General features: G+C 72.2%; 21 protein-coding genes and 1 pseudogene. 11 read left to right on the forward strand and 11 right to left on the reverse strand.

The genetic code is table 11. From position 1 onward, the window contains the following. Positions 1 to 2 precede the first annotated feature (2 nt). The 3 genes from ACZ5VQ_RS35170 to ACZ5VQ_RS35180 are packed head-to-tail and all read right to left on the reverse strand — an operon-like array spanning position 3 to position 3,806. Complete coding sequence (locus ACZ5VQ_RS35170) at positions 3 to 1,781, reverse strand: L-aspartate oxidase (RefSeq protein WP_469108621.1); 1,779 nt, start codon at positions 1,779 to 1,781, stop codon at positions 3 to 5. Positions 1,782 to 1,792: 11 nt separating this feature from the next. Continuing rightward, complete coding sequence (gene panC, locus ACZ5VQ_RS35175; RefSeq protein WP_469108488.1) at positions 1,793 to 2,782, reverse strand: pantoate--beta-alanine ligase; 990 nt, start codon at positions 2,780 to 2,782, stop codon at positions 1,793 to 1,795. A gap of 31 nt (positions 2,783 to 2,813) precedes the next feature. Then, positions 2,814 to 3,806, reverse strand: coding sequence for a Rossmann-like and DUF2520 domain-containing protein (locus tag ACZ5VQ_RS35180; RefSeq protein WP_469108489.1), 993 nt, complete (start codon positions 3,804 to 3,806; stop codon positions 2,814 to 2,816). 147 nt (positions 3,807 to 3,953) lie between these two features. On the opposite strand from ACZ5VQ_RS35180, the gene ACZ5VQ_RS35185 reads away from it, so the two are divergent. Next, a complete protein-coding gene (locus tag ACZ5VQ_RS35185; RefSeq protein ID WP_469108490.1) occupies positions 3,954 to 5,189 on the forward strand; it encodes a threonine aldolase family protein in 1,236 nt (411 codons plus the stop codon). 98 nt (positions 5,190 to 5,287) lie between these two features. Here the strand turns inward: ACZ5VQ_RS35185 and ACZ5VQ_RS35190 are convergent, their stop codons facing one another. Continuing rightward, a complete protein-coding gene (locus tag ACZ5VQ_RS35190) occupies positions 5,288 to 5,485 on the reverse strand; it encodes a hypothetical protein (RefSeq protein ID WP_469108491.1) in 198 nt (65 codons plus the stop codon). Positions 5,486 to 5,651: 166 nt separating this feature from the next. Here ACZ5VQ_RS35190 and ACZ5VQ_RS35195 point away from each other — a divergent pair, with 166 nt between their 5' ends. Then, positions 5,652 to 6,758, forward strand: a complete 1,107-nt coding sequence (locus ACZ5VQ_RS35195) for a DUF5937 family protein (protein WP_469108492.1) — start codon at positions 5,652 to 5,654, stop codon at positions 6,756 to 6,758. Between the two features lie 51 nt (positions 6,759 to 6,809). On the opposite strand, the pseudogene ACZ5VQ_RS35200 reads toward ACZ5VQ_RS35195, so the two are convergent. From ACZ5VQ_RS35200 to ACZ5VQ_RS35210, 3 genes and pseudogenes are all read right to left on the reverse strand, one after another. After that, a pseudogene (locus ACZ5VQ_RS35200) lies at positions 6,810 to 6,908 on the reverse strand (ATP-binding protein); the annotation flags it as partial. Between the two features lie 109 nt (positions 6,909 to 7,017). Then, entirely contained in the window at positions 7,018 to 7,695 is a 678-nt protein-coding gene (locus tag ACZ5VQ_RS35205; protein ID WP_200397468.1) for a response regulator transcription factor, read from the reverse strand. Positions 7,696 to 7,739: 44 nt separating this feature from the next. Then, entirely contained in the window at positions 7,740 to 8,942 is a 1,203-nt protein-coding gene (locus tag ACZ5VQ_RS35210) for a sensor histidine kinase (protein WP_469108493.1), read from the reverse strand. 149 nt (positions 8,943 to 9,091) lie between these two features. Here ACZ5VQ_RS35210 and ACZ5VQ_RS35215 point away from each other — a divergent pair, with 149 nt between their 5' ends. Beyond that, the gene (locus tag ACZ5VQ_RS35215; protein WP_469108622.1) at positions 9,092 to 10,246 is read left to right on the forward strand and encodes an SAM-dependent methyltransferase; all 1,155 of its coding nucleotides are present in this window, start codon (positions 9,092 to 9,094) and stop codon (positions 10,244 to 10,246) included. A 12-nt stretch (positions 10,247 to 10,258) separates the two neighbouring features. On the opposite strand, the gene ACZ5VQ_RS35220 is transcribed toward ACZ5VQ_RS35215, so the two are convergent. Continuing rightward, complete coding sequence (locus ACZ5VQ_RS35220; RefSeq protein WP_362079940.1) at positions 10,259 to 11,419, reverse strand: NADH-quinone oxidoreductase subunit D; 1,161 nt, start codon at positions 11,417 to 11,419, stop codon at positions 10,259 to 10,261. Positions 11,420 to 11,450: 31 nt separating this feature from the next. Between ACZ5VQ_RS35220 and ACZ5VQ_RS35225 the strand changes: the two genes are divergently transcribed. Together ACZ5VQ_RS35225 and ACZ5VQ_RS35230 are read left to right on the forward strand one after the other, a co-directional pair. Then, a complete protein-coding gene (locus tag ACZ5VQ_RS35225; protein WP_143640415.1) occupies positions 11,451 to 11,966 on the forward strand; it encodes a PH domain-containing protein in 516 nt (171 codons plus the stop codon). Further along, positions 11,963 to 13,393 (forward strand): PH domain-containing protein, encoded by a 1,431-nt coding sequence (locus ACZ5VQ_RS35230; protein ID WP_469108494.1) that lies wholly within the window; start codon positions 11,963 to 11,965, stop codon positions 13,391 to 13,393. The genes ACZ5VQ_RS35225 and ACZ5VQ_RS35230 overlap by 4 nt, the downstream gene beginning before the upstream one ends. A 143-nt stretch (positions 13,394 to 13,536) precedes the next feature. Here ACZ5VQ_RS35230 and ACZ5VQ_RS35235 read toward each other — a convergent pair whose 3' ends face one another. Together ACZ5VQ_RS35235 and ACZ5VQ_RS35240 are read right to left on the reverse strand one after the other, a co-directional pair. After that, a complete protein-coding gene (locus ACZ5VQ_RS35235; RefSeq protein ID WP_469108495.1) occupies positions 13,537 to 15,453 on the reverse strand; it encodes a hypothetical protein in 1,917 nt (638 codons plus the stop codon). Positions 15,454 to 15,793: 340 nt separating this feature from the next. Next, on the reverse strand, positions 15,794 to 16,918 hold the full coding sequence (locus ACZ5VQ_RS35240) for an alpha/beta hydrolase (protein WP_469108496.1): 1,125 nt from the start codon (positions 16,916 to 16,918) through the stop codon (positions 15,794 to 15,796). A 227-nt stretch (positions 16,919 to 17,145) separates the two neighbouring features. Between ACZ5VQ_RS35240 and ACZ5VQ_RS35245 the strand changes: the two genes are divergently transcribed. The 6 genes from ACZ5VQ_RS35245 (at position 17,146) to ACZ5VQ_RS35270 (ending at position 22,347) form a co-directional block, all read left to right on the forward strand. Continuing rightward, complete coding sequence (locus tag ACZ5VQ_RS35245) at positions 17,146 to 18,951, forward strand: phosphatidylglycerol lysyltransferase domain-containing protein (RefSeq protein ID WP_469108497.1); 1,806 nt, start codon at positions 17,146 to 17,148, stop codon at positions 18,949 to 18,951. A 281-nt stretch (positions 18,952 to 19,232) separates the two neighbouring features. Next, positions 19,233 to 20,111, forward strand: coding sequence for a dihydropteroate synthase (gene folP, locus ACZ5VQ_RS35250; RefSeq protein WP_469108498.1), 879 nt, complete (start codon positions 19,233 to 19,235; stop codon positions 20,109 to 20,111). Further along, positions 20,108 to 20,611: a nuclear transport factor 2 family protein gene (locus ACZ5VQ_RS35255; RefSeq protein ID WP_200397460.1), complete on the forward strand. Its 504-nt coding sequence runs from the start codon at positions 20,108 to 20,110 to the stop codon at positions 20,609 to 20,611. The genes folP and ACZ5VQ_RS35255 overlap by 4 nt, the downstream gene beginning before the upstream one ends. Before the next feature lie 239 nt (positions 20,612 to 20,850). After that, a complete protein-coding gene (folB, locus tag ACZ5VQ_RS35260) occupies positions 20,851 to 21,210 on the forward strand; it encodes a dihydroneopterin aldolase (protein WP_362079922.1) in 360 nt (119 codons plus the stop codon). Then, positions 21,207 to 21,815: a 2-amino-4-hydroxy-6-hydroxymethyldihydropteridine diphosphokinase gene (gene folK / locus ACZ5VQ_RS35265; protein ID WP_200397458.1), complete on the forward strand. Its 609-nt coding sequence runs from the start codon at positions 21,207 to 21,209 to the stop codon at positions 21,813 to 21,815. Before folB ends, folK begins: the two co-directional genes overlap by 4 nt. A gap of 46 nt (positions 21,816 to 21,861) precedes the next feature. Continuing rightward, positions 21,862 to 22,347: a DUF3180 domain-containing protein gene (locus ACZ5VQ_RS35270; protein ID WP_200397457.1), complete on the forward strand. Its 486-nt coding sequence runs from the start codon at positions 21,862 to 21,864 to the stop codon at positions 22,345 to 22,347. A gap of 118 nt (positions 22,348 to 22,465) precedes the next feature. Here ACZ5VQ_RS35270 and folE read toward each other — a convergent pair whose 3' ends face one another. Next, entirely contained in the window at positions 22,466 to 23,071 is a 606-nt protein-coding gene (folE, locus tag ACZ5VQ_RS35275) for a GTP cyclohydrolase I FolE (RefSeq protein WP_362079919.1), read from the reverse strand. Between the last annotated feature and the right edge of the window lie 9 nt (positions 23,072 to 23,080).

Raw genomic sequence — 23,080 nt, forward strand, 5'->3', positions numbered from 1 at the left:
TGTCACTGCTCCTGGGGACGGGACTGCTGTGTCGGGGGGAAGTCTGGGGTGTCGGTGGTGTGTACGGCGAGTGTCCGGTCGGGATTCAGCCGCACGACGATGTGGCGCCGCCAGTTCGTGTCGTCCCGTTCACCTTTGTCCTCGCGCCAGTGGCAGCCGCGGGTCTCCTCGCGCAGCAGGGCGGCGGAGACGAGGACGCGGGCCACGCACAGGAGGTTGGTGGCCTCCCAGGTGTCGACGCCGGGCTCGGCCGTCTTGCCGTTCACGTCGAGGGCGTCGCGGGCGTCGGTGTGCAGCTGCTGGATGCGCTCGGCCGCGGTCTCCAGGGAGACGGCCGAGCGCAGTACCCCGGCGCCGTCGGTCATGATCCGCTGGATCGCGAACCGTGCCTCGGGGGCGAGCAGCGGATGGGCGGGCTTCTCCGGCCTCTCCGGCCTCTCCGGGTGGGCGACCGGCGCGGGCACGCGCACGTGGAGGCTGTTCTCCTCGTGGCCACCCACGATGTCGGCCGCGATGCGCTCCGCGTAGACCAGGCCCTCCAGGAGGGAGTTGGAGGCGAGCCGGTTGGCGCCGTGGACGCCGGTGCAGGCGACCTCGCCGCACGCGTACAGGCCGGAGACGGTCGTACGGCCCCGAGAGTCCGTGCGGACGCCTCCGGAGGCGTAGTGGGCGGCCGGGGCGACGGGGATGGGCTCGTGGACCGGGTCGATGCCGTGGGCGCGGCAGGCGGCGAGGATCGTCGGGAAGCGGTGCTCCCACATGTGGGCGCCGAAGTGCCGGGCGTCCAGGTACATGTGCTCAGCGTCCTGCTCCTGCATGCGCCGCATGATGCCCTTGGCGACGATGTCGCGGGGGGCGAGCTCGGCCAGTTCGTGCTGGCCCAGCATGAAGCGCTTGCCGTGGGCGTCGACCAGGTGGGCGCCCTCGCCGCGGACCGCCTCGGAGACCAGCGGCTGCTGGCCCTCGGCGTCCGCGCCGAGGAACAGCACGGTCGGGTGGAACTGCACGAATTCGAGGTCGCTGACCTCGGCGCCGGCGCGCAGCGCGAGCGCCACGCCGTCGCCGGTGGAGACGGAGGGGTTGGTGGTCGCCGAGAAGACCTGGCCCATGCCGCCCGTCGCGAGGACCACGGCGGGCGCGTGGACGGCTCCCACGCCGTCGTGCTGGCCCTCTCCCATGACGTGCAGGGTCACACCCGCGGTGCGTCCGTCGGCGTCCGTGAGGAGGTCCAGGACGAGCGCGTTCTCGACCGTGCGCATGCCACGCGCGCGGACCGCCTCGACGAGAGCGCGCGAGATCTCGGCGCCGGTCGCGTCGCCGCCCGCGTGGGCGATGCGGCGGCGGTGGTGGCCGCCCTCGCGGGTCAGCTCCAGGACGCCCCCTTCGGACTCGTCGAAGTGGGCGCCGGTCTCGATGAGGCGGCGTACGGCGTCGGGTCCCTCGGTGACGAGGATGCGGACGGCGTCCTCGTCGCACAGGCCCGCGCCCGCCACCAGCGTGTCGTCGAGGTGCTGCTCGGGGGTGTCGCCCTCGCCCAGGGCCGCCGCTATGCCGCCTTGGGCCCAGCGGGTGGAGCCGTCGTCGAGGCGGGCCTTGGTGACGACGACGGTGCGCAGACCGGCGGCGTCGCAGCGCAGGGCCGCGGTGAGTCCGGCGACTCCGGAGCCGACGACCACGACGTCGGCGGTGACGGACCAGCCGGGTGCGGGCGCGTGCAATCGAGGGAGGCGAGCGCGAAGCGCTCTCGGTTGAGGGTGGTGGTGGGCGACGGGCGGGCGTATGCCTGTGCTGGTCACGAGGCGGCTCCGAAGGTCAGAGGAATGTTGTCGATCAGCCGGGTCGTCCCGACCCGGGCGGCGACGGCGAGGACCGCCTCGCCGGTGTGGTCGTCCGGGATCTCGGTGAAGTCGGACGGATCGACCAGCGCCAGGTAGTCCAGCGCGAGCGGCGGCTTGAGGCGGGCCGCGTCATCCAGGACCAGGCGGGCGGCGGCGCGGACCGCGGCGGGGCCGCCGGGGGCCGCCTTGGCGACGGCGTGCGTGTCGGCCGCGGCGCGGGACTCGCCGATGGCGCTGAGGGCCGCGGCACGCGCGTGCGTGGCGGGCACCTCACGGGCACGCGCGCGCAGCGCCTCCTGGGCGGCGTGCCGGTCGCTGCCCGCGAACAGGGCCTGGGACAGGGCGAGCGCGGTACGGCGCTCGGTGGCCGACAGATAGCGGTTGCGGCTGGACAGGGCCAGGCCGCCCGCCTCGCGCACCGTCGGGACGCCGACGATCTCCATGCCGAAGTTCAGGTCGCGCACCATGCGGCGGATCAGGGCGAGCTGCTGGGCGTCCTTCTGCCCGAACAGCGCCACATCGGGGCGGGTGAGGTGCAGCAGCTTGGCGACGACGGTGAGCATGCCGTCGAAGTGCCCGGGACGGGCCGAACCCTCCAGGCGCTCGCCCATGGGGCCCGCGCTGATGCGGACCTGGGGTTCACCGCCCGGGTAGACCTCGTCCACGGAGGGGGCGAACACGACGTCCGCGCCCGCCAGTCCGGCGATCTTGACGTCGGCGTCCAGGGTGCGCGGGTAGCGGTCGAGGTCCTCGCCCGCGCCGAACTGGAGGGGGTTCACGAAGACAGTGACGACGACCTCGCCGTCGCCCGCGATCCCACGGGCGGTGCGGATCAGCGTCGCGTGACCCTCGTGCAGGGCGCCCATGGTCATCACGACGGCACGGCGGCCGGTGCGCACGCGTGCGTGGAGCTCGTCGGCGGTGCGCAGCACGGTGGTGGTCATCGGGTGGCTCCGTTCTCGGCACCTGCGCGCGTCATCGGGCGTCTCCCTCGGTCCCGTCGGGTCCGTCGGTTCCGTTCGTTCCGTCGGGACCGTTCGGTCCGCCCGGCCCGGCGGTCCCGGCCGTCCCGTTGGCGAGTACTCCGAGGAGGTCCTCGGCGAGTTCCGGCTTGAGCAGGCCATGGGCGAGGGCCCGGTCGGCGGTCGCGCGGGCCATCGCCAGATAGCCGGCGACGGTCTGGGGCGCGTGCCTGCGCAACTCGGCGACGTGCGCGGCTACCGTGCCCGCGTCACCGCGCGCCACCGGTCCCGTGAGGGCCGCGTCGCCCGACCTCAGAGCGTTGTCCAGAGCCGCGCCCAGCAGCGGGCCGAGCATCCGGTCCGGGGCCTCGACGCCCGCCGCGCGCAGCAGCTCCATGGACTCGGCGACCAGCGTCACCAGGTGGTTGGCGCCGAGCGCGAGGGCCGCGTGGTAGAGCGGCCGGGAGGCCTCGGCGATCCACTCGGGCTCGCCACCCATCTCGATGACCAGTGCCTCGGCGGCCAGGCGCAGCTCCTCGGGCGCGGTGACCCCGAAGGAGCAGCCGGCGAGGCGCTGCACGTCCACCGGGGTGCCGGTGAACGTCATCGCGGGGTGCAGCGCGAGCGGCAGCGCACCGGCGCGCAGCATGGGGTCCAGGACCCTCGTGCCGTACCGCCCGGAGGTGTGCACGATGAGCTGCCCCGGCCGTACGGCACCGGTCTCGGCGAGGCCCTCCGCCAGTCCCGGCAGGGCGTCGTCAGGGACGGTCAGGAGCACCAGGTCGGCCCGCTGCAGGACCTGCTCGGGGGTCACCAGCGGCACGTCGGGCAGCAGCTGTGCCGCTCGTCGCCGGGAGGCGTCGGAGACCCCGGAGGCGGCCACCGGGCGGTGTCCGGCGAGCTGCAGCGACGCGGCCAGGGCAGGGCCCACGCGACCGGCGCCGACGACACCGACGGTGAGCCGTGCGGGGCGGTCCTTGGGGTCTGGCTGGGGGAATGTACTCACTCGACGGCGGCCTTCCGTTCCAGTCCGCTCGGGGTACCGGACGATTTCTCGTCATGTTAACGCGATTGGTCCGAGGGCCGTTTTCTTGTCCACAGGCTGTGGGGAATTCATATGACCGGCCGCCGTGGTGTCCTGCATGATCCGGGCATGGGCGATACGACGGGGCGCGCGGTGGAACAGGCGGCGGAGCAGGCCGCGGACCAGGCGGTGGACCAGGCGGTGGACGGTTCGGCGGGGCAGGCCTCGGACGAGACGGCCGAGCAGCGGCGCGAGCGGCGCAGGGTCGCCTGGAGAGGGGCGCGGCGGGTGCTGTGGCGACCCGGTTTCCGCTCCACGGTCGGTGAGCTGTTGGCCCGGCTGACGGACGCGGCACCTGACGTGTACGACCTGGACGAGCCGGTGGACATGTACGGCGACGGGATCGTCGAGACCCTGGAGGAGCGGGTCGCCGGTCTGCTCGGCAAGGAGGCCGCCGCCTTCTTCCCCTCGGGCACCATGGCCCAGCAAGTCGCGCTGCGCTGCTGGGCGGGCCGTACGGGCAATACAACGGTGGCGATGCATCCCCTCTCCCACCCGGAGGTCCACGAACGGCACTCCCTGAGCACGGTCAGCAATCTGCGGACAGTCCATCCGACACGCGAGCCGCGGATGCCCTCCGCCGAGGAGGTACACGACCTGGAGGAGCCCTTCGGGACGCTGTTCCTCGAACTGCCCCTCAGGGAGGCCGGTTTCGTCCTGCCCTCCTGGGAGGAACTGGTCGCCGTCACGGACGCGGCGCGCGAACGCGACGCCGTGGTGCACATCGACGGGGCCCGCCTGTGGGAGTGCACCACCCGTCTCGGCCACTGTCTGGACGAGATCGCGGACCTCGCGGACAGCGTCTACGTGTCCTTCTACAAGTCGCTCGACGGATTCGGCGGCGCCGCCCTCGCGGGCCCGAAGACGCTCGTCGACGAGGCGAAGGCCTGGCGCCACCGCTACGGCGGGCAGATCCTCCAGCAGTTCCCCACCGCCCTGTCCGCGCTGATCGGCCTGGAGAAGGAGCTGCCCCGGCTCCCGGAGTACGTGGCCCACGCGCGCGTGGTCGCCGCGGCGCTGCGCGAGGGGTTCGCCGGGGCGGGGGTGCCCTGGGCCCGGGTCCACCCCGAGGAGCCGCACACCCACCAGTTCCAGGTCTGGCTGCCGTACGACGCCGACGTCCTCACCGACGCGGGGACGCTGCAGGCCGAGGAGACGAGGACCGGCCTGTTCCCGCAGGTCTGGCAGCGGGGTGGACCCGGTCTGGCGTTCACCGAGGTCACGGTGGCCGCACCGGGGCTGGAGTGGACCGCGGAAGACGTCCGCGAGGCGGTCGCCGACTTCGTGGCGCGGCTTCCGCGCTGAGGGGCCGATCTCGTGGCATGACTTCCGCGCTGAGGGGCTGGGCGTCCGGTGCCTGAAAGTCGGCCCCTCAGTGCCCCCCAGTGCGTCTCATCGCGGCCTCAGTGCCCGAGCAGCCGGCTCAGCGCCGCCCGGATCCGGCCCCGCTCCGGACGGCCGGTCAGGGCCGCGCGGAACCGGCGGTGGTCGGCCAGTTCGCGCATGGCCTGCCAGTCGTGGGTGCCGGGGGCCGGCGGGGTCGGGTCGCCGTGCTGCCGGGCGCGGTAGGTGTCGAGGAGGTACTGCTGGGTGATGCTCATGGCGGATCGCCTCTTCGGGACTGGGTACGGACGTGAACTCCGTGGGCCCCGCGGTTGCCCCGGTCTGTGGTCCCAGCTTGCGCGCGCCCGGCCGGTGCGTCGCGTCGATTGACCGCGGTCGTCAATCGACGGCCGCGTTGTCAGTGGCGGGGTGCACCATGAGGTCATGAGCGTGACCATCGACATTTCCGGGCTCCGCAGGGAGCGGGTGGCCGTCGTGCCCTCGCCCCTGGCCGAGCTCTGCATGGCGCTGCACGCACTGGCCGAGCCGGGGCACCACCCCGGGCTGCAGGGCTGGGCGACCGGGGTGACCGCGCGGCTCGACCCGCATCTGGCGGACCGGATGTGCGAGGCCGACTTCCTGTGGCGGACGACCTTCTCGGACCTGTTCCTGCCGTATGCGGGGGTGGGCGGCGGCACCGCGCTCCCCGGCGCCACCCTGGCCGAGGACCTGGACCTGCTGGACAAACTGACGGACGACCAGTTCGTGGACGCGGCCCTCGAATTCACCTGCGCACTGCCGTACGACGCACAGGGCGCGGGTGCGCTCACCGACGCCGGGGCCCGGCGGCGCGCGCTGGAGCTGGCCGCCGCGCGCGGACCCCGGCCGGCGGAGTTCACCGCGCGACTTCTGGAGGACCCGCCCAGGATCCGCGCCTGGCTGCGGCAGTTCCTTGAGGACTGCGACGAGGCCTTCTTCGCCGAGACCTGGTCCCGGCTGCGCCACCAGCTCGCCGCGGACGCCCGCCACAAGACGGACCTGCTCAGACGCAGGGGCCTGGCCGAGGCGCTGGCCTCGGTGTCGCCCGCGGTGACGCTCGACGAGGCGGCCGGGCGCGTCACCGTGGACAAGCTGGGCAGCGGCCACACCACGGTCCGGGACAGCAGCCTGCTGCTGGTGCCGACGAGCCTCGGCTGGCCCCACCTCATGGTGCTGCACCGGTACGGCTGGCAGCCGGTGCTGCACTACCCGGTCGGCTCCCCCGAGTTGGCGGCCCCGCCCTCCGTCGAGCAGCTGACCCTGCGGATGACGGCCCTGTCCCACCCGGTGCGGATGCGCCTGTGCCGCAGTCTGGCCCGCAGCGCCTTCACCACGAGCGAGCTGGCCCAGACGCACGGTATGACGCCGCCCGAGATATCCAGGCACCTGAGTGTCCTGAAGAAGGCGGGCCTGCTCACCACCCGCCGCCGCGGACGGTACGTCCTGCACCAGCTGGACGTCACGATGGTGGCCCGGCTGGGCAGCGACTTCCTGGAGGGCATCCTGCGCTGAGCCGACCCGCGCTGCGGCTGCGGCGGCTCAGTCGGAGCGGATGTGCTTGGCCAGGCCCGCGAGGACGGCGATGCGGTCGGCGGTCCTGGCGACCGTGGTGTGGTCGGTCCACAGACGCTCGGCGAACTCCGGTTCACGCAGCCGCTCCAGGACGGCGAGGGCTGGTGGTCGCCGATCACACCCCGGTCACGCGCGCCCCGGCCCCCGGACGGTGGTCGCCCTGTCCCCGGACGGTGGTCGCCCTGTCCCCTGGCGGTGGTCAGCCCTGGCCCCCACCCCCGGCCCGCACGAGCCCCGTCTCGTACGCGAGGACGACGACCTGGACGCGGTCGCGCAGGCCCAGCTTCGTGAGGATGCGGCCCACATGGGTCTTGACCGTCGCCTCGGAGAGGACGAGCCGGGCCGCGATCTCGCCGTTCGACAGGCCCTGCGCGACCAGGATCATCACCTCGCGCTCGCGCCCGGTGAGCCGCTCCAGCTCCTTGTGCTGGGGCTCCTTGCCGGCGTTGGGCAGCATCGGCGCGAACCGGTCGAGCAGGCGCCGGGTGGTGGAGGGCGCGACCACCGCGTCCCCACTGTGCACGGAGCGGATCGCGGCGAGGAGTTCGCCCGGCGGCACGTCCTTGAGCATGAAGCCGGAGGCGCCGGCCTTGAGTCCCGAGAAGGCGTACTCGTCGAGGTCGAAGGTGGTCAGGATCAGCACCTTCGGCGGGTTCGCGTCCTGACAGATGCGGCGGGTGGTCTCCACGCCGTCCAGCTTCGGCATACGTACGTCCATGAGCACCACGTCGACCTCGGTCGCGCGCAGCACCTGGAGGGCCTCGACGCCGTCGCCCGCCTCCGCCACGACCTCCATGTCCGGCTGGGCGGCGAGCACCATCCGGAACCCGGTGCGCAGCAGCACCTGGTCGTCGACGAGCATCACGCGGATCGGCATGGGAAGGTCCTCCGGTCGGTTCGTGGAGCTGAAGCGTGCACGTGTCAGTGGGCCGGCTTGAGCGGAAGCAGGGCGCTGATGCGAAAACCGCCGCCGGGCCGCGGCCCGGCGTCCAGGGTGCCGCCGACCATACCGACGCGCTCGCGCATCCCGATCAGGCCGTGGCCCCGGCCGTCGGCGCCGCCCTCCTCGTACAACTCGTGCGGGGCGCCCTTGCCGTCGTCCTCGACGAGCAGGCCGAGGCCGTCGTCGAAGTAGACCAGGCGCACACTCGCCCCCGTGTTCGGCCCCCCGTGCTTGCGGGTGTTGGTGAGGGCCTCCTGCACGATGCGGTACGCCGTGAGCTCCACGCCGCTGGGCAGGGGGCGCGGGGTCCCCTCGATCTTGAAGTCGACGGGGAGGCCCGAGCTGCGGCACTGCTCCACGAGGTCGTCGAGCTGCTCCACGTCGGGCTGCGGCACGTACTCGCCGGACTCCTGGTGTTCGCCGGTGCGCAGTACGCCGAGGAGGCGGCGCATCTCGGCGAGGGCCTGCCGGCCCGTCCCGGAGATGGTCTCCAGGGCCTTCTTGGCCTGGTCGGGAGCGGAGTCGAGGACGTACGCCGCGCCGTCGGCCTGGACCACCATCACCGAGACGTTGTGCGCGACCACGTCGTGCAGCTCGCGGGCGATCCGGGCGCGCTCGGCGGCGACGGCGACCTTGGCCTGCGCCTCGCGCTCCTTCTCCAGACGGGCGGCCCGCTCCTCCAGCTGCGCGAAGTAGGCGCGGCGGGTGCGCAGGGAGTCGCCGAGCACCCAGGCGAGGGCGAACGGGACCATCTGGAAGACCACTATCGCGACGTGGCCCGCGCCGCTCGTGTTCTCGTCCGGCCAGCGCAGCTGCGAGAGGGGCGCCGCGAACAGACCGGCGGTCAGGGCGAGCCGGGAGGCCCAGCGCGTGCCGTTCGACGCGACGGTGTAGCTGATCACCAGCAGCGCGAAGTCGGCAGGCACCACCGCCATGTCCAGTGCCAGCTGTGCCACGCCGACGCCGACGGCCAGCAGCAGCATCTTCTCGGGCATGCGCCTGCGCAGCGCGATCACCAGGCAGAGGAGCAGGGTGACCGGGATGACGACGACCGGGAGGTCGGTCCCGGTGGCCTCCTGGTTCGCGGTTCCGCCCACGACAGAGATCCCGAGCAGGAAGACGGCCCAGAAGCCGTCGACCCACATCGGGTGCCTGCGGAGAAAGTCATAGAGGCGCTGCACGTAACCCAGCGTAGGGAAGCGTGCTGTGTGCAGGGGTCAACCGGAGGGTCGATCCGTAACCGGTGCTCGTACTCCCCAAGGTGGAGGCCCCACTCGACTTGGCGCTTAACCTGACGCGGTGGAAGCGGTCGGGAGCAGTGGTGAGCGCAGTGAGGTGTGACACGGCGGACGGGCTGCGCGGGTGGCGCCGGGCGACCGAGGAGGCGCTGTACGGGCCCTCCGGTTTCTATCGCCGCCCCGAGGGGCCCGCGGGCCATTTCCGCACCTCGGTGCACGCGTCACCGCTGTTCGCGGGGGCCGTGGCCCGGCTCCTGTGCCGCGTCGACGAGGCGCTGGCCCACCCCGCCGAACTCGCCTTCGTCGACATGGGCGCGGGCCGCGGCGAGCTGGTGACCGGCGTACTGAAGGCCCTCCCCTCCGAAGTGGCCTCCCGCGCGCGTGGGTACGCCGTGGAACGGGCCGCCCGCCCCGCCGGAGTCGATCACCGGATCGAGTGGCTCCCGGAGCCCCCGCCGGGCGTCACGGGCCTCCTGTTCGCCAACGAGTGGCTCGACAACGTGCCCCTGGACGTGGCCGAGGTGGACGCGGAGGGCACGGCACGGCTCGTTCTCGTACGGGAGGACGGGACGGAGTCCCTCGGGGAACCGGTGGCCGGGGCCGAGGCGGAGTGGCTGGCGAGGTGGTGGCCGCTCACGGGCCCTCCGGACGGCCGACTCCTGCTCCCCGACGCTCCAGACGGCCCGCTGCCGCTCCCTGAAGCTCCCGGCGGCCCGTTCCCGGCCGAGGACGTCCGCCCGCCCGCAGAGGGCCTCCAGGGCCCTGGCGAGGGCGGCCAGGTCCCCGCCGAAGGCCTCCGTGCCGAGGTCGGGCTCCCCAGGGACGCCGCATGGGCCGCTGCCGTGGCCTCCGTCGGCCGGGGTCTCGCCGTGGCCGTGGACTACGCGCATTTCGCGGGGGCACGCCCGCCCTTCGGGACGCTGACCGGGTTCAGGGAGGGCAGGGAGACCGCACCCGTGCCCGACGGCTCCTGTGACATCACCGCGCATGTGGCACTGGACGCGTGCGCCCTGCCCGGGGCGCGGCTGCTGAGCCAGCGGGAGGCGCTGGGCGCGCTCGGCGTCAGCGGGGAGCGGCCGTCCCTGGGCCTGGCCTCCACGGACCCGTCGGCATACGTACGGGCCCTCGCGGGCGCGGGTGAGGCCGCCGAGCTGACCGCCCGGGGCGGGCTCGGCGACTTCGGGTGGCTTTTGCAGCCGGTTGGAATTCCGGACCCGCTCCCCGGCGGAGAACAGCCCTCTACGTAGAGCGCGGTTTTCCTACTTGTCGATGTCCCCGACCACGAAGAACAGCGACCCCAGGATCGCCACCATGTCCGCGACCAGCGTGCCCGGGAGCAGCTCCACCAGCGCCTGGATGTTGTTGTACGAGGCCGAGCGGAGCTTCAGCCGGTACGGGGTCTTCTCGCCCTTGCTGACGAGGTAGTAGCCGTTGATGCCGAGAGGGTTCTCGGTCCAGGCGTACGTGTGGCCCTCGGGGGCCTTGAGGACCTTCGGGAGCCGCTGGTTGATGGGACCCGGGGGCAGCTCCGCGAGCCGGTCCAGACAGGCGTCGGCGAGGTCGAGCGCGACGTGGGTCTGCTCCAGGAGGCACTCGAAGCGGGCCAGACAGTCGCCCTCCTGGCGTGTGACGACCCTCAGGGTGTCCTGGAGCTCCCCGTACGCGAGATACGGCTCGTCCCGGCGCAGGTCGAAGTCGACGCCGGAGGCGCGGGCGATGGGACCGCTCACCCCGTAGGCGTGCACGGCCTCCGGGGAGAGGACGCCCACATCCCTCGTACGACCGCGGAAGATCTCGTTGCCGAGGACCAGGTCGTCGAAGCGGTCCATGCGGGAGCGCACGCCGGAAACGGACGCACGCGCGCGCGTGGTCCATCCGGCGGGCATGTCCTCCTTGAGACCGCCGACCCGGTTGAACATGTAGTGCATGCGCCCGCCGGAGATCTCCTCCATGACGTGCTGGAGTTCCTCGCGCTCGGTGAAGGCGTAGAAGATCGGCGTGATCCCGCCCAGCTCCAGGGGGTACGAACCCAGGAACATCAGGTGGTTCAGGACCCGGTTCAGCTCCGCGAGCAGCGTGCGCGTCCACACCGCGCGCTCGGGGACCTCCATGCCGAGCATCCGCTCCACACCGAGGACCACGCCCAGCTCGTTCGAGAAGGCGGAGAGCCAGTCGTGGCGATTGGCCAGCATGATGATCTGGCGGTAGTCGCGCGCCTCGAAGAGCTTCTCCGCGCCGCGGTGCATATAGCCGATCACCGGCTCCGCGTGCTGGATCCGCTCGCCGTCGAGGACGAGCCGCAGCCGCAGCACACCATGTGTGGACGGGTGCTGGGGCCCGATGTTGAGCACCATGTCGGTGCTCTCCGCGGCGCCGCCGATGCCGACCATGGTCTCCGTGGGACCCGTCGTAGGAGTCATGGGAACAGTGTCGCGTACGTACGCTTGCGGCATGGAGACGGGGACCTCGGAAAACGCGGGGCAGACGGCGGGGCAGGCGGCGGGCGAGCCGGTGTGGATCGGACTCCCGCCGGGGCTGCTGAGAATGCGACGGCTGTTGCTGGTGGTGTGGCTGGGGCTGCTGACCGTCGGTACGGGCCTGCTGCTCGGCCTGCTCGCGGGGCCCGGCTGGGCGGCCTTCGCCCTGCTGCCGCTCGCGGTGCTGCTGTGGGGCTGGCCGATGCTGGGCCGCAACTGGCGGTCCTGGCGGTACGCCGAGCGCGCGGACGACCTGCTGATCAGCCGGGGTGTGCTGTGGCAAGAGGAGACCGTCGTGCCGTACGGGCGCATGCAGTTGGTCGAGGTCACCTCCGGCCCCGTCGAGCGGCACTTCGGGCTGGCGAGTGTGCAGCTGCACACGGCCGCCGCGGCGACGGACGCCCGCATTCCGGGGCTGGACCCGGCCGAGGCGGAACGATTGCGCGACCGGCTCACGGAGCTGGGCGAAGCCCGATCGGCGGGGCTGTGACGACTCCGGGCGCCTCCAAGGACGTACGCGACGAGGCCAGGCCCGTACCGGAAGAGGCATCCGTACCGGAGGCGGCGCCCGTACCGGAGGCGGCGCCCGTACCGGAGGAGCCGGCCGAGGACGGGCGGAAGGACGCGGCCGGGCCGCCCGAGCGGCGGCTGCACCCCGTGACGCCGCTGCGGCGTGCGTGGGCGCCCGTCGCGGTGATCGCCGGCTGGGCCGTGCACGACCCCGACCAGGCACAGCGGCAGCTCACGCGGCTCACGACGATGACGCTGCTGGCCGTCCTGGTCGCAGCCGTTCTGGGGGCTGCCCTCTACGGCTTTCTGAGCTGGTGGTTCACACACTTCGCGGTGACCGACACCGAACTGCGCATCCGTACGGGCCTGGTGTTCCGGCGCACCGCGCACATCCGGCTCGAACGGCTCCAGGCGGTCGACGTCACCCAGCCGCTGCTGGCCCGCGTGGCCGGTGTCGCCAAACTCAAACTCGACGTCGTCGGGACCGACAAGAAGGACGAGCTGGCCTATCTGGGCCAGGAGGAGGCCCGGATACTGCGGGCCGAACTGCTCGCGCGGGCCGCCGGATTCGCACCTGAAACGGCACACGAGGTGGGCGAGGCGCCGGTCCAGCGGCTGCTCCACGTGCCGGCCGGTGTCCTCGCCGTGTCGCTCGTCCTGACCGGCGCCACCTGGGGAACGCTGGCCGCCGCACTCGTCGTACCGCCGCTGCTGTGGTTCGCCACCCACAGCGTGTGGACGGTCCTCGCGACGGCGCTTCCGCTGCTCGGCGCCGCGGGCGCGAGCAGTGTGGGACGGTTCGTCGGCGAGTACGACTGGACCGTGGGCGAGTCCCCCGACGGGCTCCGCATCGACCACGGGCTGCTGGACCGTACGCACGAGACCGTGCCGCCCGGGCGCGTCCAGACCGTACGCATCGTCGAGCCGCTGCTCTGGCGGCGGCGCGGGTGGGTCCGGGTCGAACTGGACGTGGCGGGGTCGTCCAACTCCGTGCTCGTGCCGGTCGCTCCGCGCGAGGTCGCCGACGCGGTCATCGCGCGGGTGCTGCCGGGGGTGACCGTGCCCACCTCACTGTCGCGTCCGCCGCGCCGGGCGGGCTGGTGCGTGCCGTTCTGGTGGCGGGGCCACGGGCTCGCCGTGACCGACACCGTCTTCGTGGCCCGGCACGGGTTGCTGCGCCGCAGCATCGCGCTCGTGCCGCACGCCAAGGTGCAGAGCGTGCGCCTGGAGCAGGGGCCGTGGCAGCGCCGCAAGGGGCTGGCCGACGTCCGCGTGGACACCGGCGCCAACAAGACCGTGACGGCCCGGCTGCGGGACACCTCCGAGGCGGCGGAGCTGCTGTACGGACAGGCGGACCGGTCACGCACGGGGCGGCGGGAGGCCCGGCCGGACCGGTGGATGGCCTGAGCGCCGCGAACGGCTCGTGAGGAACCGTCAGGACCGTGAAGAGCCTCAAGAGCGAACGGCGTGAGGGCAGTGGCGGGTTGCCACTGCCCTCATCACGTACGCCATCGGTCGGGGCCCAGGTTGGTCCGAACGGCTTACCAGTGTTACGAAACCGCGCTCCGCAGTTCCGCCAGGTCGATCTGCTCCGTCTCGTCGTGCGCGGTCAGGTCGATGACCTGGCCGACACCGCGGGACTCCTCGCTCACAGGCTTGAACTCGGATTCGGACTCGGCCTTGTGGAGCGCGAGCGCCTCCTGGCCCACCACGTCGGCGAGGTCCTCGTTCTGTACGGCCTCCAGCGCCTCCGCGCCCTTCTGCGTACCGAAGAAGTCGAACCCGCCCTCCACTGAGGGGCGTCGCGCGGGCGAGGTCGGCGCGACCGCGACGGCCGTGGGCACGGTGAAGTGCCCGGCGGGCCGTGCGGCGGGGGTGAGGGCGGCCGCACTCGTCGGGGAGTGGGTCGTCGCTCCGGTCTCGGGCCGCCGCTGCACACGGGCCACCGCGGACGGGGTGGGCCGCGCGAGGGCGGTGCCTGGCGACGGCGACGGCTCGGGGGCGGGCGCCGTGCGGGTCGCCGTGGACTGCAGGGGCGTCACGTCGATCGCCGTGGACCGCTTGGGTGCCGTGGTCGTGTCGGTCGCCGTGGACCGCCGGGGGGTCACGTCGGTCGCGGTGGCCTGCGCGTGCGGCCGTACGGTCTCCGCGGGCTGCGCGGCCTGCGGGGGCCTCGCGGATATCGGTGCGGTCGCGGCGGCCGTGCGCTCATGGCCGCCGACCGCCTCGGACTTCCCCCGCGTCTCGCCCTCCTGCCCGGCGTCACCCTTGGCGGGGGCACCCGTCACGGTGCTGCCGGCCGCGGAGGCGCCCTTGGCGGAGCCGTTCGGGGAACCGTTCGGCCGGGGCGCCCGCTTGCCGGGGCCGCCCGGCGAGGGTGAGCCCTTGGGGCCACCGCCCTTCGTGGTGGCCCGCTTGACCGGGCCGCCCTTCGGGGAGGGGCTCGGGGCCGGAGTGTCCTGGACGGGGCCGTCCGTCGCCGTGTCGCCCTGAGCCGAACCGTCCTCGACGGAAGCAGAATCGGAGGCGGAATCGGCCGCCTCGGGGGCGGTGTCCTCGGCCGTGATCGCGGCCTCGATCGCGGCCTCAGCCCCGGCTTCGGTCTCGGTCTCAGAGGAGTCGTCCGTCGCCGAATCCCTCATGGAGCCGGCCGTCGTGGAGTCGTCCGTCGCCGAACCGTCCTCCGCCGTCACGTCCTCGGCAGGCGCGCCGTCCTCGGACACGTCCTCCGCGGAGTCGCCCGCAGAACCCGCGCCCTTGGCCGCATCGCTCGCATCGCTCGCATCGCTCGCATCGGCTGCATCGGCGACCGCGGCCTTCGCGAGCCGGTCCAGCGCCGCGTTGGCCTTCACGTAGAGGACCGAGGCCGCCGCGGACACCGCGAGGGCGGCCTGGACCGTCGCCGCGGTCGCCTCCGGAACGGCGTCCTGGGCGGATCCGGCAGCGGTGGATGCCGTCTCCTCGGATCCCGGCGGTACGGACGCCGCGGGCAATGCCACCCGGGCCGGAGCCGTCGCCTCTATCTCAAGGAGCCGGCGGCCCTCCAGCGCGGTGGCACGCTCGGTCTCCGCCGTGGCGTATCGCCGCAGCAGCGCGGCGTGTTCGTTGCGCAGCCCCTGCAGCTCGGCCCGCTTCGAACGGAGCCGCTGCTCCAGCTTGGTGCGCAGCTCTCGCGACTCGTCGAGATCTGTCTCCAGTTCGGCGGCCCGCTCCTCGTGACGCCACTCGTCGCTCGCACGCGCACGCGTGAGGTCCGCGACCCGTTTGCCCGCCGCCGCGTCCCAGCGGCGCATGACGACCGCGCCCGCGACAGCCGTCGCCGCGGCACCCGCGGCCAGCCCTCGGAGCACCAGCGTTTCGGAGAACAGCCATGGCCCCGCGGCGCAGACGGCGGAGACGCCTGCGATCGCCGAGGGGGGCAACAGCCGGTGCAGAGGTGGGGAATGGCGGTGACGTCCTCGTGGCATGGCCAGAAACTTACCGCGCGTAGGCGAATCGTGGTGCCCCGCGGGGCAAAAACACAGCCACACCGAGACCTTCTCACCGCACCATCACCGGGCAATCTCCGCACCGGCCGCTCAACGACCACGACTTCGGTCCCTCATCTGCCGCCCCAACTGCCACTGCGCGGCCGCTGTTTCTTGATCGCCTCTTCTCCCGAATCGACCCTTCTCCTGCGGATTGCGGAATTCCGAGTGAGGTTCTTGAAGCTTTCTTCCGGTGGCCGGCATCGGCGTCCGGCATCCGGCATCCCGCGGCCGACGTCCGGGAAAGAACATCGGCCGGGAAAAGACCGTCCGTGGGCGCTCAGTGGTCGCTCAGGCGTCCGCTGATCCACTGCAGGGTCGCCGGGATCTCGCGCCGCCAGGTGTTGAAGTTGTGCCCTCCGCTGTCGAGGATGATCGACGAGATCCGGGTCGGCTTCTTCGCCTGCACCAGGTCGATGAACCGCAGCGTCTCCTGGTAGTTGCTCTCGCCGTTCCTGCTGCTGCTGACGAGCAGTGAGGTGTCGGGCGCGGGCCTGTGCTTCAGGTACCACATCAGGTCGGCGCGGTTCTTCAACTCCTCGTCCCCGTGGAAGAGATCGCCCGTCGTGGGATCGCTCGGCGCCCTGTAGTAAGGGGAAAGGCCCGCCGCGGCGGCGTATGTCTCCGGGTGGTGGATCGCGAGCTTCAGTGCGCAGTATCCGCCCGTGGAATCGCCGACGATTCCCCAGCTCCCGGGCTTTTTGCCCACCCTGTAGTGGTGCGATACCGCGTCGGGCAGGTCCTTGGCGAAGAACGACTCGGTCTTCGGGCCGCCGGGAACGTCCACGCATTCCGTGTCGCGCGGCGGCGCGACGGTCGGCCGCATCATGACCAGGATCATCGGCTGCATCGTGCCGTTCTTCGCCAGCCGGTGGGCGGTCTGCGGATAGTGCAGGCCCTTGATGAGCGCCTCGGCGGTGCCCGGATAGCCGGTCAGTACGACAGTCGCCGGGAACGTACGGGTGCGGTACTGGGGTTGGAAGTACTCCGGCGGCAGATAGACGTACGCGGGAGACGCGATATGGGTCCGCCGGCCCACGATGTCGACCTTCTGGATCTGCCCGCCGATCTGTGGCCGCGTTCCGCCGGAGACGTTCACCTGTCGTGTGTCGACCACCTGGAGCGGGCCGTTCGCGCCTCCGGGGTCATGGTCGACGACGATGCCCTGGCCCGACTCCCGGCCGAGGAGATCGGCCCAGCTGGCGTAGAACCCGAAAGCCTGGTTGGCGCCGAGGCCGACCGACGCGAAGATCGCGACCTGGGTGGCCAGCAGGAGGCCGATCCGCCCGGACACGGCACGCCAGTTGGGGCGCGCGAGCCGCGGCCACCACCACACCGTGCCGACGAACAGCAGCACCGCGAAGAGGACCGCGAATGCCAGCATCTTGTTGCTCGTGAGACCCATGGGCTGTTCCTGCCTGCGCTTTCCGGCCGGTGACGGGCGCCGCTTCCTTCACAGCGCCTTGCCCCGGTCTTTCCTTGCCCTTTGAAACGGTTTTCCGATGGGGAGTGAACCTGTCCCCCCAAGACACCGTCCTAGAGGGCGCAATGTCGCCGGATGCCGGATTGGCACCGGATTCAAGGTCTCTCGCAGAACCACGGGATGCGATGTCTGTCAGGATAGATGGGGAAATGTCGGGTGAGGTTCCGGCTCGAACGGGCCGACTGCGGGGCGTACTCCGCGGTCCGCGCCCCGAGGCCGTTCCCGCCCTGGTCGCCAGGGCCTGCACGCTCGTTGGGCTTCTGGACATCGCGGCGGGTGTCTTCCCGCGCTTCCGCAACAGCCGTATGCACACGCTCGCCGAGGTGCTGCCGGGTGCGTTCGGTCCGTTCGCGGCCGCCCTGTCCCTCAGCGCGGGCGTCCTGCTGCTGCTCCTCGCCCACGGTCTGCGCCGGCGCAAGCGGCGAGCGTGGCGGGCGGCCGTTGTACTGCTCCCGCTGGGCGCCCTCGCCCAGTTCACCTACCGGCACTCGCTCATCGGGGTCCTCATCTCGCTGGCGCTGCTCGCCCCGCTGCTGCGCCACCGGAGTGAGTTCGAGGCGCTGCCCGACCCGCGCAGCCGCTGGCGGGCCCTCGCCAACTTCGTCCTCATGGGCGCGGGTTCACTCCTGCTCGGCCTGGTCATCGTCAGCGTCCACCCCAACCGGATGGTCGGAAACCCGAGCCTCGCGGACCGCATCAGCCATGTGCTGTACGGCCTGTTCGGCTTCGAGGGGCCGGTCGACTACCAGGGCAACACGTCCTGGACGGTGGCCTTCTCCCTCGGCGCGCTCGGCCTGCTGACCGCCGTGACCACCATCTACCTGGCCTTCCGCCCCGAACACCCGGCCGCACGCCTGACGGAGGACGACGAGACACGGCTGCGCGCACTCCTGGAGAAGCACGGCGGCCGCGACTCGCTCGGCCACTTCGCGCTCCGCCGCGACAAGGCGGTCGTCTTCTCGCCGAGCGGCAAGGCGGCGGTGACGTACCGCGTCGTCTCCGGGGTGATGCTCGCCAGCGGCGACCCGATCGGCGACGTCGAGGCCTGGCCCGGCGCGATCGAACGCTTCATGGACGAGGCGAAGGCCCACTCCTGGACGCCCGCCGTCATGGGCTGCTCCGAGACGGGCGGCGAGGTCTGGACCCGCGAGACTGGCCTCGACGCCCTCGAACTGGGCGACGAGGCGGTGGTGAAGGTCGCGGATTTCTCCCTGGCCGGACGCGCGATGCGGAACGTACGCCAGATGGTGAAGCGCATCGAGCGAGCCGGTTACGAGACCCGCGTACGGCGCATCCGTGACCTGAGCGAGGGCGAGCTGGACCGGATCCGGCGCGCCGCGGAGGCCTGGCGTGGCACCGACACCGAGCGCGGCTTCTCCATGGCGCTGGGCCGCATCGGCGACCCGGAGGACGGCGACTGTCTCATCGCGACGGCCCACAAGGAAGACACCGATCCGGGCCCGTACGGCGATCTGAAGGCCGTGCTCCACTTCGTCCCCTGGGGCACGGACGGGGTCTCCCTCGACCTCATGCGCCGCGACCGCTCGGCGGACCCCGGCATGAACGAACTCCTCATCGTGGCGGCCCTCCAGGCTGCCCCCCGCCTGGGCGTCGCCCGTGTCTCCCTGAACTTCGCGATGTTCCGTTCGGCCCTGGCCCGCGGCGAGAAGATCGGCGCCGGCCCCGTCCTGCGGGCCTGGCGCGGGCTGCTGGTGTTCCTCTCCCGCTGGTTCCAGATCGAGTCGCTGTACAAGTTCAACGCGAAGTTCCGCCCCTACTGGGAGCCCCGTTTCGTCGTCTACCGCTCCTCCCGCGACCTCCCCCGCATCGGCTTCGCCGCCATGCAGGCCGAGGGCTTCGTGAACCTCGCCCTCCCCCGCCTCCTGCGCCGCCGCGCCCCGGCCCCGCGCCCCTGCGCACACGCCGTGACGGAACGAGACGTACGAGCGGCGTAACCGCCTCCGCACCCCCGTTCCCGTCCCGTCCCCGCCTCGGACCCCGACCGCCACGCGACGCACACCCCCGCGCCGCGCGGCGGTCGGTTGCTTTCTGGGCTCGTCGGGGGCGGAGGCGTTGAACCCGAACCTTGAAGCCCGATTCACCGGTGGGTGGGCGGGAAACAAGCCGCGAAGCGGCAAAGGCCGCAGCCACCGACAACGACCAGCCGCCGAACAAGACGAACCCCCCACCACCAAGGGCGACCAACCGCTCACCGCCGGGGGCCTAGGCTGGGCACATGAGCAAAAGGAGCGGGCGCAGCCAAGTCGCGGGCCTCCCGGAATGGGACCGCTGCGCGGTCATGGGCGTCGTGAACGTGACCCCCGATTCCTTCTCGGACGGCGGCCACTGGTTCGACACGACCGCCGCCGTCAAGCACGGCCTCGACCTGGTCGCGGAAGGCGCGGACCTGGTCGACGTGGGCGGCGAGTCCACCCGCCCCGGCGCCGCCCGCGTCGACGAGGCGGAGGAGCTCAAGCGCGTCATCCCGGTCGTCCGCGGCCTCGCCTCGGAGGGCGTCACCGTCTCGGTCGACACGATGCGGGCCTCCGTGGCCGAGCGCTCGCTCGCCGCGGGCGCGGTCCTCGTCAACGACGTGAGCGGCGGCCTCGCCGACCCGGCGATGATCCCGGCCGTCGCCGCCGCGGGCGCCCCCTTCGTGGTCATGCACTGGCGCGGCTTCCTCCAGGGCAGCACCGTACGGGGGTCGTACGTGGACGTCGTCTCCGAAGTCGTCGCCGAGCTCCACGCGCGCGTGGAGGCCGTTCTGGCGGGCGGTGTCGCCGCGGACCGCATAGTCGTCGACCCGGGCCTCGGTTTCTCCAAGGAGGCCGAGCACGACCTGATCCTCCTCGCCCACCTCGACCGCCTTCGGGAGCTCGGGCACCCTGTGCTGGTGGCCGCCTCCCGCAAGCGGTTCCTGGGCCGCGTACTGGCCGGTCCCCAGGGCGCCCCGCCGCCCGCCCGGGAGCGGGACGCCGCCACCGCGGCCGTCTCCGCGCTCGCAGCCCACCAGGGCGCGTGGGCCGTCCGCGTCCACGAGGTACGGGCCACCGCCGACGCCGTCCGGGTCGCCCGGGCCGTGGAGGGCGCCCGGACGGCAGAGGGAGACCGGTGAGCGCCCCCCACACGGACGTCGAGCAGGTCGAACTCGCCAACACCGCCTTCTACGAGGCGATGGAGCGGGGCGACTTCGAGGTGCTGTCGTCGATCTGGCTGACCCCGTCCGACCTGGGCCACGACGAGGAGTACCACGACCCCGCACAGGCGGGTGAGGTCTCCTGCGTCCACCCCGGCTGGCCGGTGCTCAACGGCCGCGGCGAGGTCCTGAGGTCGTACGCGCTGATCATGGCGAACACCGAGTACATCCAGTTCTTCCTGACCGATGTGCACGTTTCGGTCACCGGCGACACCGCCCTGGTGACCTGTACGGAGAACATCCTCAGCGGCGGCCCGTCCCCCGAGGACAGCGACGAACTCGGCCCCCTCGTGGGCCAGCTCGTCGTCGCCACGAATGTGTTCCGCCGCACACCCGAGGGCTGGAAACTCTGGTCGCACCACGCCTCTCCCGTACTGGCCGAATCCGGCGAGGAAGAAGAGGACGAGTCGCCCGCTTGAGTGGGTAGGGGCCAAGCAGAGATTGAGATCACCGGCCCCGGGGTAGGGGCGGCTACCAGCCCGTGAGCCGCCCGCACGCCCCCAAAGAAAACACTCGATGAACCCTTGTTGCCCCCGGGCGGGGCGAGCCCCCTGTGGGCGAGCGCTGTCAGTGCTCGCAGGTAGATTCGGATGAGGCCGGTGTTGCCGACCGCACTCGGGAGAGCCCGCCGTTACCGACGATTGCAGGAGTGATTCGCGTGGATCGTGTCGCGCTGCGCGGCCTCAGGGCCCGTGGGCACCACGGTGTCTTTCCCAGGGAACGCGAAGAGGGCCAGACCTTCATCGTGGACCTCACGATCGGCCTGGACACCCGGCCTGCCGCGGCCGACGACGACCTCACGAAGACCGTGCACTACGGCATCGTGGCGGAGGAGGTCGTGGCCGTCGTCGAGGGCGAGCCGGTGAACCTCATCGAGACGCTCGCCGAGCGCATCGCGCAGACGTGCCTCAAGCACGAGGGGGTCCAGGAGATCGAGGTGTGCGTCCACAAGCCGGACGCCCCGATCACGGTCCCCTTCGACGACGTGACCGTCACCATCACCCGGAGCCGAGCATGACCGCGTTCACCGAGGGCCAGAGCGACCCGACCGTCCAGCCGGTGCCCGCCTCCGTGGTGGAGCGCGTGGACGCCGCCGACACGACCCTGCAGAACCCCAGGCGCGCCGTGCTCTCCCTCGGCTCGAACCTCGGCAACCGTCTGGAGACCCTCCAGGGCGCCATCGACGCCCTGGAGGACACCCCGGGCGTCCGCATCAAAGCGGTCTCTCCGGTGTACGAGACGGAGCCGTGGGGCGTGGCCCCGGGCAGCCAGCCGACGTACTTCAACGCGGTGATCGTGCTGAAGACGACCCTCCCGCCCTCCTCGCTCCTGGAGCGCGCCCACGCGGTCGAGGAGGCCTTCCACCGCGTCCGGGACGAGCGCTGGGGCCCCCGCACGATCGACGTGGACATCGTGGCGTACGCGGACGTGGTCTCCGACGACCCGGTCCTGACCCTCCCCCACCCCCGGGCCCACGAGCGCGCCTTCGTCCTCGCGCCCTGGTACGACGTGGAGCCCGAGGCCCAGCTCCCCGGCCGCGGCCCCGTGGCGCACCTCCTCGCCGACGTCCCCCGGGAAGGTGTCGCGCCCCGCGCCGACCTGGAACTCCAGCTGCCCGAGTAGTCGTTAAGGTCGAGACGCACACCGGCGGGTCGATCGAAGGGGCAATGTGAAAGAGCTGCGCATCAGGACGCTGGCCGCGGTGTTCTTCGTCGCCGGGTTGCTGTCCTGGGCGGGTGCCCGCCTGTGGAACTCGGTCGGGACACTCCCCCGGGTTCCGCTGGCCGCCCCCATCGTCCTCGCTCTGATCGCCGTCGTGCTCCTGGCCACGGCGCTCTCCCTGAGGGCCCGTCTCAAGGCCCAGCGCGAGCGCCGCCCGGACGCGAAGGGCGTCGACCCCATGATGGCGGCCCGAGCGGTCGTTTTCGGCCAGGCCAGCGCCCTCGTGGCCGCCCTCGTCGCCGGTATGTACGGCGGCACGGGCGTCTTCCTCCTGGAGTCCCTCGACATCCCCGCCCGCCGGGACCAGGCCATCTACGCCGGCTTCTCCGTCCTCGCCGGCATCGCCGTCATAGCGGCCGCCTTCTTCCTGGAGCGCGTCTGCAAGCTCCCGGAGGACGACGACACGAACGGCGGCACGGCCCGCGCGACGTAAGCACCGCCCCGCGCCAGAAGGGGCGCGGGGAAACTGCGCGCCCAGCCGCAGCGAACCCGCACGTACCGCGAAGCACTCCCGCGAGGGAGAACGCCTCCCGCGAGGCAACCCGCCGCGCTCAGCGAGCCATGATCAGGCTCATGGCCTCGTTACGGGTCGCGGCATCCCGCAGCTGCCCCCGAACGGCCGACGTTATGGTCTTGGCGCCCGGCTTGCGAATCCCGCGCATGGACATGCACATGTGCTCGCACTCGACCACCACGATCACGCCACGCGGCTCCAGGATCTCCATCAGCGATTCGGCGATCTGCGTGGTGAGCCGTTCCTGCACCTGCGGCCGCCGGGCGTAGACGTCCACGAGCCGCGCCAGCTTGGACAGCCCCGTGATCTTGCCGTTCGTGCTCGGGATGTACCCGACGTGAGCGACGCCCCTGAACGGCACCAGGTGGTGCTCACACGTCGAGAACACCTCGATGTCCTTCACCAGGATCATCTCGTCGTGGCCGAGATCGAACGTCGTCGTCAGGACGTCCTCGGGCGTCTGCCACAACCCCGCGAAGATCTCCCTGTACGCCCGGGCCACCCGCCCCGGCGTCTCCCGCAGCCCCTCGCGGTCCGGGTCCTCACCGACCGCGATCAGCAGCTCTCGTACGGCGTTCTCGGCGCGCTTCTCGTCGAATTCGCCGATCGTGCCCTCGCCGTCCAGCGTCACGGGATCGGTCATCTCGTGCCT

It is taken from the genome of Streptomyces sp. NPDC033178, from assembly GCF_055577685.1.

Excerpts from the sequence above, each read along its gene's own strand:
- panC (WP_469108488.1), bottom strand. The coding sequence starts at position 2,782 with ATGACCACCACCGTGCTGCGCACCGCCGACGAGCTCCACGCACGCGTG.
- ACZ5VQ_RS35185 (WP_469108490.1), top strand. The coding sequence starts at position 3,954 with ATGGGCGATACGACGGGGCGCGCGGTGGAACAGGCGGCGGAGCAGGCC.
- ACZ5VQ_RS35190 (WP_469108491.1), bottom strand. The coding sequence starts at position 5,485 with ATGAGCATCACCCAGCAGTACCTCCTCGACACCTACCGCGCCCGGCAG.
- ACZ5VQ_RS35195 (WP_469108492.1), top strand. The coding sequence starts at position 5,652 with ATGAGCGTGACCATCGACATTTCCGGGCTCCGCAGGGAGCGGGTGGCC.
- ACZ5VQ_RS35205 (WP_200397468.1), bottom strand. The coding sequence starts at position 7,695 with ATGCCGATCCGCGTGATGCTCGTCGACGACCAGGTGCTGCTGCGCACC.
- ACZ5VQ_RS35220 (WP_362079940.1), bottom strand. The coding sequence starts at position 11,419 with ATGACTCCTACGACGGGTCCCACGGAGACCATGGTCGGCATCGGCGGC.
- ACZ5VQ_RS35225 (WP_143640415.1), top strand. The coding sequence starts at position 11,451 with ATGGAGACGGGGACCTCGGAAAACGCGGGGCAGACGGCGGGGCAGGCG.
- ACZ5VQ_RS35235 (WP_469108495.1), bottom strand. The coding sequence starts at position 15,453 with ATGCCACGAGGACGTCACCGCCATTCCCCACCTCTGCACCGGCTGTTG.
- ACZ5VQ_RS35240 (WP_469108496.1), bottom strand. The coding sequence starts at position 16,918 with ATGGGTCTCACGAGCAACAAGATGCTGGCATTCGCGGTCCTCTTCGCG.
- ACZ5VQ_RS35245 (WP_469108497.1), top strand. The coding sequence starts at position 17,146 with ATGTCGGGTGAGGTTCCGGCTCGAACGGGCCGACTGCGGGGCGTACTC.
- folP (WP_469108498.1), top strand. The coding sequence starts at position 19,233 with ATGAGCAAAAGGAGCGGGCGCAGCCAAGTCGCGGGCCTCCCGGAATGG.
- folK (WP_200397458.1), top strand. The coding sequence starts at position 21,207 with ATGACCGCGTTCACCGAGGGCCAGAGCGACCCGACCGTCCAGCCGGTG.
- folE (WP_362079919.1), bottom strand. The coding sequence starts at position 23,071 with ATGACCGATCCCGTGACGCTGGACGGCGAGGGCACGATCGGCGAATTC.